This window comes from Companilactobacillus allii (assembly GCF_001971585.1).
Lineage (GTDB): Bacteria > Bacillota > Bacilli > Lactobacillales > Lactobacillaceae > Companilactobacillus > Companilactobacillus allii.
The window spans coordinates 1,667,616-1,684,530 of sequence record NZ_CP019323.1 but is presented as its reverse complement, the minus strand read 5'-3'; the positions used below and the strand labels follow the sequence as shown (position 1 = coordinate 1,684,530).

The 16,915-nt window shown below is 33.2% G+C and carries 17 protein-coding genes; 4 read left to right on the top strand and 13 right to left on the bottom strand.

What is annotated here, in order from left to right:
* Nucleotide 1: 1 nt before the first annotated feature.
* The 8 genes from nrdR to BTM29_RS08165 form a co-directional block, all read right to left on the bottom strand.
* The gene (gene nrdR / locus BTM29_RS08200) at nt 2–487 is read right to left on the bottom strand and encodes a transcriptional regulator NrdR (protein WP_076615955.1); all 486 of its coding nucleotides are present in this window, start codon (nt 485–487) and stop codon (nt 2–4) included.
* A gap of 21 nt (nt 488–508) precedes the next feature.
* On the bottom strand, nt 509–1,102 hold the full coding sequence (gene coaE / locus BTM29_RS08195; RefSeq protein ID WP_076615952.1) for a dephospho-CoA kinase: 594 nt from the start codon (nt 1,100–1,102) through the stop codon (nt 509–511).
* On the bottom strand, nt 1,099–1,938 hold the full coding sequence (gene mutM, locus BTM29_RS08190) for a DNA-formamidopyrimidine glycosylase (RefSeq protein WP_225972246.1): 840 nt from the start codon (nt 1,936–1,938) through the stop codon (nt 1,099–1,101). Before mutM ends, coaE begins: the two co-directional genes overlap by 4 nt.
* Before the next feature lie 20 nt (nt 1,939–1,958).
* On the bottom strand, nt 1,959–4,616 hold the full coding sequence (polA, locus tag BTM29_RS08185) for a DNA polymerase I (RefSeq protein ID WP_076615945.1): 2,658 nt from the start codon (nt 4,614–4,616) through the stop codon (nt 1,959–1,961).
* Nucleotides 4,617–4,764: 148 nt separating this feature from the next.
* The gene (locus BTM29_RS08180) at nt 4,765–6,168 is read right to left on the bottom strand and encodes an MFS transporter (protein WP_076615942.1); all 1,404 of its coding nucleotides are present in this window, start codon (nt 6,166–6,168) and stop codon (nt 4,765–4,767) included.
* A 96-nt stretch (nt 6,169–6,264) separates the two neighbouring features.
* Nucleotides 6,265–7,599 carry a UDP-N-acetylmuramate--L-alanine ligase gene (gene murC, locus BTM29_RS08175; protein WP_076615938.1) on the bottom strand — a complete coding sequence of 445 codons (1,335 nt, stop codon included), beginning with the start codon at nt 7,597–7,599 and terminating at the stop codon, nt 6,265–6,267.
* 8 nt (nt 7,600–7,607) lie between these two features.
* On the bottom strand, nt 7,608–8,240 hold the full coding sequence (gene ytpR, locus BTM29_RS08170) for a YtpR family tRNA-binding protein (protein ID WP_076615936.1): 633 nt from the start codon (nt 8,238–8,240) through the stop codon (nt 7,608–7,610).
* Nucleotides 8,241–8,257: 17 nt separating this feature from the next.
* A complete protein-coding gene (locus BTM29_RS08165; RefSeq protein ID WP_076615933.1) occupies nt 8,258–8,584 on the bottom strand; it encodes a thioredoxin family protein in 327 nt (108 codons plus the stop codon).
* A 132-nt stretch (nt 8,585–8,716) separates the two neighbouring features.
* Between BTM29_RS08165 and BTM29_RS08160 the strand changes: the two genes are divergently transcribed.
* Nucleotides 8,717–9,031: a hypothetical protein gene (locus tag BTM29_RS08160; RefSeq protein ID WP_076615932.1), complete on the top strand. Its 315-nt coding sequence runs from the start codon at nt 8,717–8,719 to the stop codon at nt 9,029–9,031.
* An 11-nt stretch (nt 9,032–9,042) separates the two neighbouring features.
* On the opposite strand, the gene trmB is transcribed toward BTM29_RS08160, so the two are convergent.
* Genes trmB through BTM29_RS08145 form a run of 3 tightly spaced genes read right to left on the bottom strand, consistent with a single transcriptional unit; the run spans nt 9,043 to nt 11,650 of the window.
* Nucleotides 9,043–9,687 (bottom strand): tRNA (guanosine(46)-N7)-methyltransferase TrmB, encoded by a 645-nt coding sequence (gene trmB / locus BTM29_RS08155; RefSeq protein WP_076615930.1) that lies wholly within the window; start codon nt 9,685–9,687, stop codon nt 9,043–9,045.
* Between the two features lie 5 nt (nt 9,688–9,692).
* Nucleotides 9,693–10,919 (bottom strand): ABC transporter permease, encoded by a 1,227-nt coding sequence (locus BTM29_RS08150; RefSeq protein WP_076615928.1) that lies wholly within the window; start codon nt 10,917–10,919, stop codon nt 9,693–9,695.
* Complete coding sequence (locus tag BTM29_RS08145) at nt 10,919–11,650, bottom strand: ABC transporter ATP-binding protein (protein WP_076615925.1); 732 nt, start codon at nt 11,648–11,650, stop codon at nt 10,919–10,921. Before BTM29_RS08145 ends, BTM29_RS08150 begins: the two co-directional genes overlap by 1 nt.
* A gap of 87 nt (nt 11,651–11,737) precedes the next feature.
* Here BTM29_RS08145 and BTM29_RS08140 point away from each other — a divergent pair, with 87 nt between their 5' ends.
* The 3 genes from BTM29_RS08140 (at nt 11,738) to BTM29_RS08130 (ending at nt 13,469) form a co-directional block, all read left to right on the top strand.
* Nucleotides 11,738–12,166, top strand: coding sequence for an HIT family protein (locus BTM29_RS08140; RefSeq protein WP_076615923.1), 429 nt, complete (start codon nt 11,738–11,740; stop codon nt 12,164–12,166).
* A 1-nt stretch (nt 12,167) separates the two neighbouring features.
* Nucleotides 12,168–12,467: a hypothetical protein gene (locus BTM29_RS08135; RefSeq protein WP_076615920.1), complete on the top strand. Its 300-nt coding sequence runs from the start codon at nt 12,168–12,170 to the stop codon at nt 12,465–12,467.
* Nucleotides 12,468–12,581: 114 nt separating this feature from the next.
* Complete coding sequence (locus tag BTM29_RS08130; RefSeq protein WP_076618835.1) at nt 12,582–13,469, top strand: peptidylprolyl isomerase PrsA; 888 nt, start codon at nt 12,582–12,584, stop codon at nt 13,467–13,469.
* A 62-nt stretch (nt 13,470–13,531) separates the two neighbouring features.
* Here BTM29_RS08130 and BTM29_RS08125 read toward each other — a convergent pair whose 3' ends face one another.
* Entirely contained in the window at nt 13,532–14,467 is a 936-nt protein-coding gene (locus tag BTM29_RS08125) for a 3'-5' exoribonuclease YhaM family protein (RefSeq protein ID WP_076615918.1), read from the bottom strand.
* Nucleotides 14,467–16,914: an ATP-binding protein gene (locus BTM29_RS08120; protein WP_076615916.1), complete on the bottom strand. Its 2,448-nt coding sequence runs from the start codon at nt 16,912–16,914 to the stop codon at nt 14,467–14,469. Before BTM29_RS08120 ends, BTM29_RS08125 begins: the two co-directional genes overlap by 1 nt.
* Nucleotide 16,915: the final 1 nt, after the last annotated feature.

Sequence of the window (16,915 nt, the reverse complement as noted above, 5' to 3'; positions counted from 1 at the left end):
CCTAATTCTTCTTATCTGATTTATTTTCATTGCCATCATTGGCCATCATTTCCTGAACTTCTTTCATGAATCCATTCATATCTTTGAATTCACGATAAACACTAGCAAAGCGAATATAAGTAACATCATCAACGTCAGCAAGTATCTTCATTACATATTCACCAATCGTCTGTGATCCAACCTCATTTTCACCAGTAGCTCGAATTTGATTTTCGACCTTATCAACAATACCATTCATTTGATCAATCGTAACTGGTCTTTTTTCAGCAGCACGTACTAATCCACGTAACAACTTTTCACGACTAAATTCTTCACGATTACCATTCTTCTTAATTACCAATAACGGAGATTTTTCAATTCTCTCAAAAGTTGTGAATCTTGTTCCGCAATACTCGCACTCTCGCCTACGTCTTATTGCACGTCCCTCATCACTTGGACGACTATCAACAACTTTTGATGAATCATGATGACAATGTGGACAAATCATATCATCAGCCTCTTTTCTATATCATAATTTTTTGAGTAAATCATCTATTTCTTTATTTAAAAAGTCTAAATCTTTAGAATTATCAATTACAAAATCAGCAAGTTGCCTTTTTTTGTCCATTGACATTTGTGAATCGATTCTTTGAATAGCATCTTCATTATTAATCTTATCACGTTGTTTCAATCTCTTCAGTTGAATATCCATAGGTACATAAATACTAATAACTCCTGAAAAGTATTCTTGGTACTTGGATTCAAATAACAATTGAATTTCAAATATGGTTATTTTTTTATCGTTTGATTTACGAACTTCTTCTATTGTATGTAGAATTTGCTCACGAATCAATGGTCCAGTTATATTTGTTAGTCTTTTAAGTTGTGATTTTCCTGAGAAAACAATTGAGCCTAATTTTTTTCTATCCAAAGTTTTGTCCGGTAATAAAATATCATCACCAAATTCAGCGACTATTTGAGACAAACCGATTGTTCCTGGTTTTACAACATCCCTTGCCACTTGATCAGCGTCGTAAACAACGCATCCCTTTTCCTTTAGTAACTTGAGCACAGTGGATTTACCGGCAGCAATTCCACCCGTCAATCCATATATTCTACTCATTTAACTACCTGACAATGTGGGCAAAAGTGCGTACCGCGACCACCAACTTTGATTTTTTCAATGTTATTACCACATCTTGAACAAGGTGTACCCTCTTTACCATAAACATGGAGAAAGTCTTGCATATGACCAGCATGTCCTGTTGAATCCAAGTATGATCTAACAGTTGATCCACCTTCAGCAATTCCCATCTTCATCTCTTCATTAGAATACTTCAAAATATTTTTAATATCTTCATCACTTAGATGGTTTGCCTTAGTTTCAGGGTGAATCAATGCATTCCATAATACTTCATCAACGTAAATATTACCCAATCCACTCATAACTGACTGATCTAGTAAGACAGTTTTTATATCTCTTCTATGTCTCAGTATTCGTGATTTTAAATTGTCAAAAGTAAATTCAGTAGATAACGGCTCCGGCCCTAATTTGGCGATTGATCTGTTATCAATTAGATCAGACGTTCTCCATAACTGCATTCTTCCAAATTTTCGAACATCATTATAAATCAGCTTTTGACCATTATCCAAAGTAAATATTGCATGTGAATGTTTATCTATCATGCTTGGATCACTCGATACACGATATTTACCTTCCATTCGAAGATGACTAATGATTGTAAATCCATTATCTAAATGAATCAATAAAAATTTAGCACGACGTCCAATATCTTCGATAACGCTACCAGTTACCATATCAATAAATTGTGATACATCACCTGTAATTAGATTTTGATACCTTATCTCCACATTTGTGATTTTTCGACCTTGGATTTGAGACATCAATCCACGTCTAACTATTTCTACTTCTGGCATCTCAGGCATATTTTCACCCACTTCATTCAAATTTTACTAATTTATTTAGCTTCATACCAACTCTTGCCGTGTGCAAATCCAACTTTTAATGGAACATCCATTTTTACGGCAGAATCCATAACACTTGGAACTATTTTTTCTAACAATGGGATTTCTGATTTTGGTGCCTCAAAAATCATTTCATCATGAACTTGCAATAACAAATTAGCTTGCAGGTTCTCATCTTTAATTCTCTTTTGCATATTAATCATGGCAACTTTAATAATATCAGCAGCACTACCTTGAATCGGTGTGTTCATTGCTGTACGTTGCGCAAAGTTTCTAATATTAAAATTCTTCGAATGAATATCTGGCAAATATCTACGACGATGCATGATTGTTTCAACATAGCCATTTTCACGTGCAAATTTAACAATATCTTCCATATACTTCTTAACACCTGGATATTGTTCAAAATATGAATCAATGAATTGTGCAGCTTCTTTACGAGTTATACCGATATTTTGTGACAAGCCATAATCACTAATTCCATACACAATACCAAAATTAGTTGCCTTAGCCTTACGTCTCATATCTGGAGTAACTTCATCTGTGCTATCTAACCCAAAAATTCTCATTGCTGTATGGGCGTGGATATCATAGTCTTCCTTAAATGCTTCTTGCATATTCTCGTCTCCAGAAATATGTGCCAGGACACGTAACTCAACTTGAGAATAATCAGCAGAAAACATCTCCCAATCATCGTCTTGTGGTACAAAGGCTCGCCTTATCTGGCGACCTTCCTCGACTCTAATCGGTATATTTTGTAGATTTGGTTCAATAGATGACAATCTACCTGTTTGAGTTAAAGTCTGTTGATAAATTGTATGAATTCGATTATCAGGTTGAATAAACTTTTGTAAACCAACAGCATATGTAGAATTTATCTTAGAAATATGACGATAATCTAATACCTTTTGAACTACTGCAGATTTATCTTTTAATTTCTCAAGTACATCAACAGCAGTTGAATAACCTGTTTTAGTCTTTTTAATAACTGGAAGCTTCAAATCTTCAAACAAGACAACGCCTAATTGCTTAGGTGAATTTATATTGAATTCTTGACCTGCTTCGGTATAAATTTGTTGTTCAATATCGTCCAGTCTCTTGGCAAAATCATTTTGCATTTCTTTCAAACGTGTTGCATCTACTTTGACACCTTTGATCTCCATACTTGCCAATACATTTGATAAAGGTAATTCAATCTCATCATATAAACTATCCTGATCATTTGCCTTCAATTCTGAAAACATCTTATCATGTAAAATATTGATAACTTGAGCTTTTTGACAAAGAAAATTCAACAATATTTGTTCATCTTCAGGTATAGCTTTTTTAACACCTTTACCATAAAACTCATCCTCAGTAGGTAATTGATGTCCATAATTTTGAGCAACAATACCAATATCTGTTTTATTGTCATTAGTATCCAATAAATATGAAACTAATAACATATCAAAGCTAATACCGGCTAATTCACAACCATATCTACGTAACAAAGCAACTGTTTTTTTATTATCGAAGATATATTTTTCTTTACTATCATCTGCAAGCCAATTTTTTAATTTGTCATTTTCTAAAATAGCAATATCTGTCGTACCATAATAATGACCGTTACTTTCAATTACCAATCCAATGATCGGTGAAACGTGATAATTTTCTCCAAAACTCTCTACAATAAGGGTTTGTGGTTGTTCATAATTATAAATTTTCTCAATGGCTTCATCATTTAATTCAGAGAATTCTATTTTGGGAAGTTCCTTAGTACTACTTTCAACTTCAACATCCATTTTCTCTAGGAAAGAATTAAAATTCATTTTTTGATAGAACTTAATTAGTTGTTCCTGGTTATCACCTTGATATTCAAGGTCACCGATTTTTAATTCTACGGGAGCATCACAGTTAATCGTGGCTAATTTCTTGCTTAAAAATGCTTGAGCTTTATCATTGATCAGATGTTCCTTTAGCTTACTTTTCTTCATTTCATCAACATGTTCATATAAACCTTCCATAGTTCCATATTGATTCAATAATTTAATAGCAGTCTTTTCTCCCACCTTTTCAACTCCAGGATAATGATCTGAATTATCTCCCATTAAACCCTTCATATCAATGATTTGATCTGGTGTGATCCCAAGCTTTTCTTTAACGTGTTCTGGAGTATAGGCTTCTGTTTCAGTAACTCCTTTAACGTTTACACGGACTGTAACCTTATCGGTTGTTAATTGAGTCAAGTCACGATCTCCAGTTATAATCGAAACATCCATCCCTTCAATCTCACCTTTACGCGACATTGTTCCGATAATATCATCTGCCTCATAGTTCTTCAAATCATAGGTTTTGATACCACGAAGATTCAACATTTCCTGAATTAACGGTAATTGTTCCATTAATTCTGGTGGAGTTTTAGCACGAGTACCCTTATAATCTGAAAACATCTCAGTTCTAAAAGTAGTTTTACCCGCATCAAAAGCCACCAAAGCATGTGTTGGTTTTTCTTCCCTCAAAATAATATCAAGCATATTGTTAAAGGCGTACATGGCATTTGTATGGATACCATCGTCAGAAACAAATTTATCTAATACATTGTGCATGGCAAAAAATGCCCTAAACGAGACACTATTTCCATCAATTAAAAGTAATTTTTTGTTTTTCGTCATTTTTTCTCCCATTAGAACGAAATTATTCTATTCTATTTTAACAAATACTAGAACTTAGTAACAGTTGTTGTGCCTATAGATAGCATTAAAAACGAAACAAAATACGATCAGTTTTCAAGTATTGAATACTCGAATAACCGATCGTATTTTATTTCTCTTTTTTTTGAGGAAATTTAATCGCAACAATAATGCTTATTATTAAGATACACAATGACAATATCGTTAGCAATGCAAAATCAATCTTGGCACCTGACAATGTATTAATTACTGTACTGGTCGTTTTACTTGTCACAGCAACAGCAGAAATCACGACTGACAATATATTAGTTCCTAAAGATCCAGCATATTGTTGCATCATACTGAATAAGGAATTTTGATCAGACTTTTTACGGCCCTTGACCTGCATACTACCATCAGACAATGAAGTACCGAATCCAAAATTAAAACCTATTCTCAAAATTGAATATAAAATAATTATGCTAATAAAGGTTAAATCATTACCTAAGAAAAAGAACAGTCCACTTCCTAATGTCACAAGTACACCACTTATCATCATTGGTATAGTTGGACCCTTTTTGTCGTAAATAGACCCTGCAATTGGACCAACAACTGCGCCCAATAACGATCCTGGTAAAAGAATTATACCTGCATGACTAGAATCCATATTCAAGACTGTTTGAGCAAAAATCGGCAACAAAAATGATAGTCCAATGTTAATAAACTGTAATCCAAAATAGCCAAATAATCTAAATCTCAAAACTTCATTCTTTAAAATAGAAAAATCGATTAATTGTTTATTCGTATGAGAATTATAAATTACAAAAGCAATGATTATAAGCAACGTGATGACGATCCAAATACCAAATTGACTGGATATCCATCCATGGCTCCCAGCTTGATCAAACGTAAACAAAATCATTGAAAAAATAATGGATAATCCCAGGACACTTAGGTAATCAAATGCGATTCCCTTTACGCCTTTAGCAGTACCACGAATCGTCAATACTCCTAAGATTGCAACAAGAATAATTAATGGAGCAATCCCAATAAATATAGCTCTCCAAGACCACACTCCACTGACAATACCACCATAAGTAGGCCCTAGTGCGGGAGCCAGTGAAACAATAATACTAGCAAACCCAGTATAAATACCAATCTTACTGCTAGGTACCTCATCAAAAATAACACTGAACATTAGAGGTATTGATAACCCAGCTGATACAGCCTGCAATAAACGGCCAGTTAGTAATATTGGAAATGATGGGGCAGTCATACATACAATTGATCCCACAAAACAAAACGAAATAGCGACACAGAATATTTTTAAAGGATCGAACCTTTTCAAAATATATGCCGTGGTACTCATAATAATTGTTGTTAATAATAAATAGCCTGTTGTTAGCCATTGAACAGTCCCCAAGGTGACATTTAGGTCCTTTGTTAAGGTTGGAAAAGTAACATTCATTGATGTCTCAACCAAAATACTGATGAACGATAAAAGTCCGACTGCAGCAATAGATAATTTAACACGCGTAGGTACTACTTCTTCCACGTTTTCTTCCTCACTTCTTCAAAATAAAAAGAGATATCGCCAAAAACAACGATATCTCCGTTACAGTTTACTGAAATTTAAATATTGACTTAATAATTATTGTTGATTAGGATTCAAATTACTCAAAACTTGTTCATATGCAGTTTCATACTTTTGAACATCCCCTGCACCCATGAAAATAATAACAGCATTATGATAATCCAATAATGGTGACATATCTTCAAGTTTAAGAACGTCTCCACCTTTATGGATCTTATCACCTAGATCTTTACTTGTAATATCTCCATGTTTCTCACGGATTGAACCAAAGATACTTGTCAAATAGACTTCATCAGCAAGGTCCAATGACTTAGCAAAATCGTCCATTAAGGCAAGAGTTCTAGTGTATGTATGAGGTTGGAATACAGCTATTACTTCGCGGTCAGGATACTTTTGTCTAGCAGCATCAATTGTTGCTTTAATTTCTTGTGGATGGTGCGCATAATCATCAATGATAACCATGTCAGCAACTTTCTTTTCACTGAAACGTCTCTTAACACCACTAAATGTTTGCAATTCCTTATTGATCAATGCATGGTCAAGGTTCTCCATATGACCAACACCAATAACAGCTAATGAGTTAAGAACGTTATGTTCACCATACAAAGGAATTTCAAAATTACCGATATTTTCACCTTTAATGGAGACATCAAACGATGAGCCTTTAACAGTTCTATTTATGTTTGTTGCACGAATATCATCTGATTCGTTCAATCCATAATAATAAATTGGAACATCAGCTTTGATAGACTTAGCGTGTGTGTCTTCTCCCCAAATGAAAATACCTTTTTTGGTCTTACGTGATTCTGACTCAAAAGCATCAACTACATCATTGATACCACCAAAGAAGTAATCTGGGTGATCAAAATCAATATTTGTAATTATCAAATAATCTGGTGAGTAGTCTAAGAAGTGACGACGATATTCATCAGCTTCAAAAACAAAGAACTTAGCATCCTTAACTCCTTTACCAGTACCATCCCCAATTAGGTAAGATGTCTTGGCAATACCACTTAAAGTATGTGCTAACAAACCAGTTGTACTTGTTTTACCGTGTGAACCAGCAATACCGATTGAAGTATATTCAGAAACCAACTTACCAACCATTTGTGGATAAGTAACGACTGGTAGATGTAAATCTTTGGCCTTTTTTATTTCAACTTGATCATCATCAAACGCATTACCCTTGATAATTGTTAGACCTTCGTGAATATTTTCTTCCGCAAAAGGTAAAATTTTGATACCTGCTTGTTCTAGGCCTCTTTGAGTAAATGTATATTTATCAATATCAGAACCTTGAACCTCATATCCTAAATCTTTTAAGATAAGTGCTAACGCACTCATTCCTGTTCCTTTAATACCAACGAAATAATAGTCTGTATTTTCTTTCATGATTACTCCTAATTGAACATTTTTTCTGCTTTTTCAAAATCAAATGCCTGTCCAGCTACACCGTCATCAAGTACTAATATACCACGCTTCTTAGGTGCATTAGGAATACCTAATTCCTTTGCAGAACAAATCATTCCATAACTATCTACACCACGTAATTGACCTGGCCAAATTTCACTACCTGTGGGCATAACTGCACCTGGTAATGCTACTACGACTAATTGTCCTTGGTCAATATTTGCTGCACCACAAACAATTTGAACTGGCTTATCTAAGCCAACGCTTGTTTGTGTAATATGTAAATGATCTGAATCTGGATGTTCTTTGATTTCATCAACATGTCCAATAACAAACTTTGGTTTATTATCAACTTCCAATGTGTCAGAGAAACCATCTGCAGAAAGTTTTTTGTTAAGTAATGAAACTTGATCATCATTAAGGAATACTTGTCCCTTAGTGTTCAATTCAAGATCTTTACCTAGGCCAAAAAAATTGAAACCAATAGTTTCATTAGTTTCATCATTATAAATTCTCACAGTATTGCCTTTTTTTGCTACTGCTTGTGTAACGTTTGTATCATCTACTACTTCAACGATTAAAATGTCGCCTAGGACATCTGGATTATAAAAACTTAATAGCATTATTTCCTCACTAAAATTTATTTGTTAACTACACCGTTAATAAAGGTCTCAACTTCTTCTTTAGTTTTACGATCTTTATTTACTAGTCTACCAATTTCTTTTCCATTTTCAATGATAACAAAACTAGGAATTCCCATAATGCCTAATTCTTGTGCAATATCCATATTATTATCACGGTTAAAACTAATCCATTCAAAGTCTGGATATTCAGCAACTAGTTCAGGTAATTTAGGTTCAATAAACTTGCAATCTGGACACCAATCAGCGTGAAAGAATAAAATATATTTACCTTCTTTAGTAACTTGGTGCCAATCTTCTATATTATAATCTTCAAAATTTTTCATAATTTACTACACCTCTCCTTATTAAGATACTTTTTCTTGCTCAAAGGGTCAATTTAAATGTTCTTAGCTAGGGAATTAATATATAATAGTGGTAATATATGATTAAAACAAACATCAAGGAGTGATTTTATTATGAGTAAAAAAGGTATCGGTTCAGTACTTGTTGCATGTACAGCACTTGTTGCAGGAGCTAGCGCTACAATTTTAGTAAAGCATCACCTAGATAGTGAAAAGATCATTAATAAAGTTAAGTCTGTTCTTGGCGAAGACAGTAAAGTTATAGGCTCATGGGTTGAACCCTTCTACCAACGCGTTAATGTCAATGGTCAAGCTTCTTGGGGCATAGTTGGTGGAGTTACAACAATGGATGATTTCGATGTTGCTCAATACCACTTCATTGCTGATGCCGTAACAGGTGAACTACTAAATATCAAAAAAGTTCAATAATTAAAATATACTTATTTAAAACTGGCTTTCAGGTAATTTATCCTGAAGCCTTTTTTTGAGAACTTTTCTTCGTATTCAGTTGGAATATTATCCTCATTTAACTTCTCGTTATTATGTAGATCCAAAGATATATCCTCAAAGTTCATCCCGAAGTTATTCATACTAATCAATGAATATTCAAATAATCCTTGATTATCGGTTTTGAACTGAATATATCCATCCTTTTCTAATACATATTTATATTGTTCCAAAAATGACTTATAAGTCAATCGACGCTTTTCGTGACGTGTCTTTGGCCATGGATCAGAAAAGTTAAGATACATGCCACTGACTTCACCCTCAGCAAACATGTCAGTCAAATTAGCACCATTAGCCAATAATAGTTGCAAGTTGGAAAGCTTATTTTCAACTTGCTTTTTTAGTAACAATGCAATCGCACCTTCTTGTACTTCCATCGCTATATAATTATTCTGTGGATTATTCTTAGCTAATTCAGTAATAAAACCACCTTTTCCTGAACCAAGTTCAAGAAATAGTGGTTGTTGTTTTTCAAATCTATCTTGCCATTTTCCCGGCATATTCTCAGGCTGAACTGAAATTAAATCCAAATTATCATTAATCATATCTTTAGCCCAAGGTTTGTTTCTAAGTCTCATAAAATCTAGTACACTCCGTTTATATATTTTTTAAGTTGTCTTGGAATATAGAAGTAACTGACAAATACCAGTACAGCTAATCCCGCAACAATAATAATCAAGCTATTCATACTCAATCCAAACTTGTACATCAAAGCAATTGCACTGACGATCCATTGGATACACAGCACAAATGAACTCAATTTAGTAAAACTGTTGATTTTATCCTTACCTGATACTGGATACAATCTTTGCATCATATTTAGCATCACATCTTTGAAATATGGCTTCAATTGGAAACCAACTAGATAAATAAACAACATTTCTACAATTAATGAAATGTAAAAATTATCAATTAAAGCCAGCATTATTGCTTGAATTATTGTCAATCGTAAAAACAAACCGATATATTCATTGTTTCTAACAAATCCACGTGCAAATAAGTACAAATATGTATTCTTATGGCTTGGTTTAATACCATTGAATACAAAGTCTAACCACTTACGACGCTTAATTTTACTGTTAACACCTGGAACATCAGTGAATAAATTATAAAATCTTTTTACTCTGAACATTCTTTGGTTTTCGTTAGATATAGATTGTTGCCATTGTAGTTGTCCAGAATTACAAATACTCTTATTCTGAGTTTCTGTATATATAAATCCAATAATTCCTATTATCAAAGTAACCGAACTAAATAAGTATACAGAAAATACCAATGAAATTAATAGAATTATATTAATAATTAATTTTAAATTTATTCCCGATATTTTATTTTTCCCATAAATATTAAACATTTCCAAATTTAGAAAGATCCATTTGAAAAATACTGATCCTAGTGCAATAAGGCAAATATCTAATATACTCAAACCTGCACCAGTAAATGCAAATGGTGACAATAAGAAATTCACTACAACGATTGCTACAACCGGTAATAAAATACTATAATTTCTTGCTGATTTAAAGTATTGATAAAATTCATTTTCCTTTACCAGCAAAAAAGTACTATCTGGATCTTCCAGTAAAGTAGCAATTTTACCAACCTGGGTAATCAATAATACTAATAAAATAACTATTGGTTTGCCGAATACTAACTCACCATTTATTGTTCCCAGTAAGTTGGAATACCAAAATCCTAACGCACCAATTAGAACAATAAACGCTAATACAAAGTTATCATTGAAAATCAATCTCAAATACTTTAATTGATCAAGTTGATGTCTTCTTAACCTATTTTTCCAAAGTTCATTCATTATAAATCCTCATGCGACATCTTAATATAAATATCATCAAGATTAGCGTCTTTCATATCAAACTTATCCTTTAATTGATCCAGCGTTCCATCAGCACGAACTTGACCATGATTTAATAAAACAAACTTATCTGCATGACTTTGGACAGTAGCCAAAACATGAGTAGACATCAAGACAGAACAACCTGCCTTTTTCTTTGCTTCAACAATATTTAATAAGTCATTTACCGCTAAAGGATCAAGACCAGTAAACGGTTCATCAATAATGAACAATCTTGCATCAGTCATAAAGGCACAAACAATCATCACTTTTTGTTTCATACCTTTTGAAAAATTTTGTGGGAACCAATCCAATTTATTATCAAGTCTGAAAGTTTTTAATAGCGTATTCGCATTTTCCCACGTTTTATCTCGATTGAGATCGTAGGCCATAATCGTCATATCGATGTGCTCTCTTAAGGTTAATTCAGGATATAAAATAGGCATCTCAGGCACATATGCGATTTTCTTTCGATATGCCTCTATATTGTCGTGTAAACTCAACCCATCAATCAATATCTGACCACCACGAGGTGTCAATAGCCCGATTATATGTTTAATAGTTGTTGATTTACCTGCACCATTAAGACCAATAAGTCCGACAACTTGTCCATCTTCAACTGTAAATGTTTCTTTTTTCAACACTGAAACTTGACCGTAACCTCCGGTCAATTCTTTTATCTCTAAAGTCATAGATAAACCACCTATATCTGTTTTTAGTTTCCTAGTTATGATAGCATGTTAGTTAATATTATATGTTTTTTGAAAGGAGATTTTTATATGGACGACTGCATTTTTTGCAAAATAATTAATAATGAAATTCCTAGTACTACTATTTACGAGGATGACGATATTAAGGCATTCTTCGATATTTCTCAAGTAACTCCTGGCCACACTTTGGTGGTACCTAAGAAACATGTCCAAAACATTTTTGAATATGATGAAGAATTAGCTCAAAAAGTATTCAAGAAAATACCTATGATTGCTCGTGCAATCAAAGAATCTAATCCTGACATTATTGGTATGAATATTTGTCAAAATAATGGCGAAATCGCATATCAAAGTGTAATGCACTCCCACTTCCACCTAGTACCTCGCTATTCAAAAGACGACGCCTTTTCAATGCATTGGGGCGACAATACTGGTAAAGCTTCAAATGAAGAATTACAACAGCGCGCTGACAATATCAAGAAAAATCTGGAGGATTAAAATGAAATTCTTTACTGGATTTGTTATTGGTGCCATCTCAGGTACAACATTTCAAATTTTTCAATCACAAAAAACTAAGTCTACCCTTAATAGTAACAAGTTATTCAATAATATAAAAGATTTAAAGAATACATTTGTCGAACTAAAAGACAATTTGTCAATAGTACCTGAAGTGGTTTCTGGTATACAATCTGATATATCAGACTACTCAAAAGATATTGCACCAGATATTGAAAAACTTAACAATTCTATTTCTGAAATGCAGGACAATGTCTCAGAATTACAAAACATTGGCAAGTAAAATATGAATTTTCTGTGATTTTTTCACCAATAGATTAACTATTTCAGTAATTTTATGGTAGTCTTTTCAATTGAAGACATATTAAATAAGGATGTGTAAAGGATGAACAAACGTTTGACAAAATGGGTCCTAGCTTTAGCCGGCCTATTGATGGTAACAGTTGTTGCTGGATGTTCAGGTAATAAGACAGTTGCTACACTAAAGGGTGGAAGAATTACCCAAGAACAATACTACAAGGAAATGAAGAGTTCTTCGTCAGGTAAACAAACACTTCAAACAATGATCATTACCAAAGCTCTAGAAGATCAATATGGTAAAAAGGTCTCAACTAAGCAAGTAACTAAGGAATATAACAAGTACAAGAGCCAATATGGTTCTTCATTCAGTTCTATTCTTTCACAAAACGGTATGACTACTGCTCAATTCAAGAAGAATATTCGTACAAATCTTCTAACAGAAGTCGCTTTAAAGAAGAATAAGACAGTTACAAATGCCCAACTTAAGAAAGAATGGAAATCTTACCAACCTAAGATTACCGTTTCACAAATCTTAGTTGCTAAGAAAGCTACTGCTACTACAGTTATCGAAAAGCTACAAAATGGTGAAAGCTTCAGCAAACTTGCTAAGAAGTATTCAACAGACTCAGCCACAAAGAACAATGGTGGTAAGATGGACGCCTTTGATAACGACAGTACAAGCGTTGACTCAGACTTTAAGACAGCCGCATATAAACTAGATAACGTTGGCGATTATACATCAACACCTGTTAAAACTAGTTATGGTTACAGCATCATCAAACTTGACAAGAAGACTGCCAAGGGTAAGATGAGCGATCACACAGCAGAACTTAAATCTAAGATTTATGCTAGCTGGATGCAAGATTCAACTGTAATGCAAAAGGTTATTTCTAAGGTATTGAAGAAAGCTGATGTATCTATCAAGGATAGTGATTTGAAAGATGTTCTTTCAGGATATGTTTCATCATCAAGCTCTTCTAAATAATTAAAAATAGTTAAATAAAAAGAGACCGATTTTAAAAATCGATCTCTTTTTTTGTACCATCATTATGAATGTTTATAAAATGAACGGTTATCTAATCCAAAAATACGCTCTGAAAAACTACCATTCTCAGTTTTATCTAGGGCTTTAGTGATCATATTAATACTTGCATCCATCTCATCAATATTATGCAATACTTCAGCTTCCAATAACTTAGGACGTTCTGGTGATCCATATTCCAATAAACCATGATGCGACAAGATCATATGTCTAAGTAAAATCATATCTTCAGACTCAAGACTTATATCCATTTCTTGTGCGGCTTTAACTATCTCTTCATCGACAATTGTAATGTGTCCTAACATATTACCCTCAAAGGTATACTCAATATCAAGATTACCTGATAATTCAATAGTCTTACCCAAATCATGTAAACAAGCTCCAGCAATCAATAATGCACGATCAATCTGCTTATACTGATCCGCAATATTTTCAGCTTGACGAACCATGCTTAAAGTATGGTATGCAAGTCCACCTTGAAAGTCGTGATGATTACTTTTGGCGGCAGCACTAGTAAAGAATTCATCATGATATTTTTTAAATAAATATCTAACGATTCTGTTCCAAGCACCATTAGTTATCTCCAAGAAAATATCCTCAAAGTCATTTTCCATGTCAGCCTTTTTAATTGGAGCCGTTTGAACAAATTGAGACATATCAACTGTATCAGCTTCAAGAGCTCCCAAATGGTTGATAATTACTTGTGGCTTACCCTGGTATATATCCCTTTTACCATCTAGTTGAACAACAGTCCCCACTTTAAATGTCTTCGCATTTTCGTCGTTAGCATCCCAATACTTACCAGGAATCTGCCCAGATTTATCCTCAAATACTAGTGATAAAAAGTTTTTGCCATTTTTAGCTAAACGAAAGTCAGACTTCTTAATAATTGCTTCTAAACTCATAGTTTCGCCATTCTTATAATCAATAATTCTTTTCATTAGTTACCCCTTTTTATATTAGTTACATGATCACTTGCTACATCAGGCACCATATTGGCCGTTACATAGATAATTTGGTTTACTTTAGACACCTCTTTAACTAGCTCAAACATCTTACTAGTCCTAATTTTATCAAAGTCTACGAAGGCATCGTCAATTAATATTGGTAAATTTATTAAATTAGATATTTCTGTGACAAATGCCAATCTCAATGATATATACAATTGAACGGTAGTTGCTCTTGATAATTCATGTACATCAAATTTCGTTTTATCACGTCTTATAACTTTCAAGGTTTTTTTATTATCAACGTTGAATTTTATATCTACATAATTATCATCAGTCAATAAGCAAAAATACTGACTTGCTCGCTTTAACATTTTGGGATATCGATTCTCACTAGCAATATTGAGCATACGATGAATCCACTTGCTGGACAATTTATCTGCCAGCCATTCATCGTATAGTTCTATTATATTGGCTTCGTTTTGACTTAATTCACTAATTAAGTTCTGATATTCATCATCATTAAAAATCTGCTCACGTTGATTCTTGATGGAGCCAACCTGTCTGTTTAGCCTATTGTTTACCTCTTCCAAATCACTTAACTCTTGTTTTGATTTTAACAATTGTTGATTCAAGTCGTTTGAATCTGTGAACTTTTGTAATACATCCATGTCATCACCAATAATCGCCTTATGCTGATCAACTAAATTAGATGTAGTTTGTCTAGCAAGTTGTTTTGTATGAAGATCTTCTAATTGCTCAAATGAAGCAGTCGAATAATTCATACAAATCGAATCCAATTGATCATTTAAATCAGAAATTTTTTCTTGGTTAGATTTTTGTGACGCCAACAAATCCGAATTACTCTTGGTGATCATATCCGACTTGGTCTTAATTCTTTGCAGTCGACTAAAATAATCATCAACCGATTGTGCATAGTCTGTACTGCCATTTTCCAATAAACCAAAATCGTTCAAGTATTGTTTCCACTTATCTAATTCTAGTTGAATATTATTCAAAGTATTTTCAATTGCGTTTTGTTTATTACGCAAACTATAAAGCTGTAAAATAATCGGCTGCAATTCTTTCACTTGATCTATGGTCATGCCTTGATAACCCTTTTCACTTAAAAAGGACAATTCATTAGTAGATATACTGTCACTTGCTACTTTTCTTTGATAATATCCAAGACCTAATCCAACTAGTCCAATAACAATACCTACAAATCTCAAAAATCCTGATGCGATAAATAATATTAGACCAATAACAATCAGTACTATCACGAATATATTACTGTTTGATTTTTTCTTAGTATCATGATTTTCATCTAATTGTTTGAGCTGTTCATCTGTTAAGATTTTCATCGTTTCTTTATAGTCTGTATGTGTAGCTATTAAGTTGTCAATTTGGGAATCATTATTCTTTAATTGTTCATTTGAATTCTGCTTTTGATACTGAAGATCACGAATACTATTCTTTTTAGCACTCAAATAATCCAAATCATTTTTATTATTCTGATAACTTTCAAGGATTCTATTTTCACTGTCGCTTAATTGATTTTTCCCAGTTGAATAATTATTTTGACTTAATATGGCAAGTTGTTGATTAATCTTTATAACTTGTTCCCAATCTTGATTCGAAATTGGATTTTCAACTTCATTACCACGTCTTATTAAATCTAAATATTCAAGATACTTTGGCCATTTACTCGACAAATTTTGTAGACTGGCTGATTTTTTTTGTGCTTCTTGATATTCTTGATTATTTTCACTGAATTCTTCTTCGGTCGTATTAAGTTCATTAGTAACCTGTTGATAAGCAAGTTGTTGATTTTTGAACTCTGATTTCTGAGAAATCAGCTTTTTGTGAAGTTCTAGTTGCACTGAGAGTTCTTGTTTACGTCCACGTGGCTTATAGATGCCATTAGCAAGCTTTTCAAACCCCTCAGCACTAAGTAGCCATTCTTTACTTCCAACTGTTCCTACGGTGAGAATCTCGGTTTCCAATTGTTCTTCGTTTAATTTATAAATGGACAAGATATTGTTAGCATCTAGGACATGTGTATTCTCAAAATCTTCTTTTGTAAACCCACCAGTTATCTTATCTGCTAACAGAGTTTCAGGAACTTGTTGATCATCTCTAAACAAAGTTAGTTCCCCACCAAATTGTCCGTCTACACGTCTTATTGTCCAAATCGTTCCATCTGTATCAGTGAATATAAGTTCTCCACCATAACTATTTGATTTTCTTGGTTTATATTGTTGATATTTATCATCCCCACGCGCTGATGCAAATCCAAATAAAACACTTTTGATAAAGGTCAACAAAGTTGTTTTGCCAGCCTCGTTAGGTCCAAATATAACTTGATAATCTGAATTAAAATCAAATTCTTTATCGACCCATTTTCCGAAACCGTAAACTTTAACTTTAGTTAATTTCACG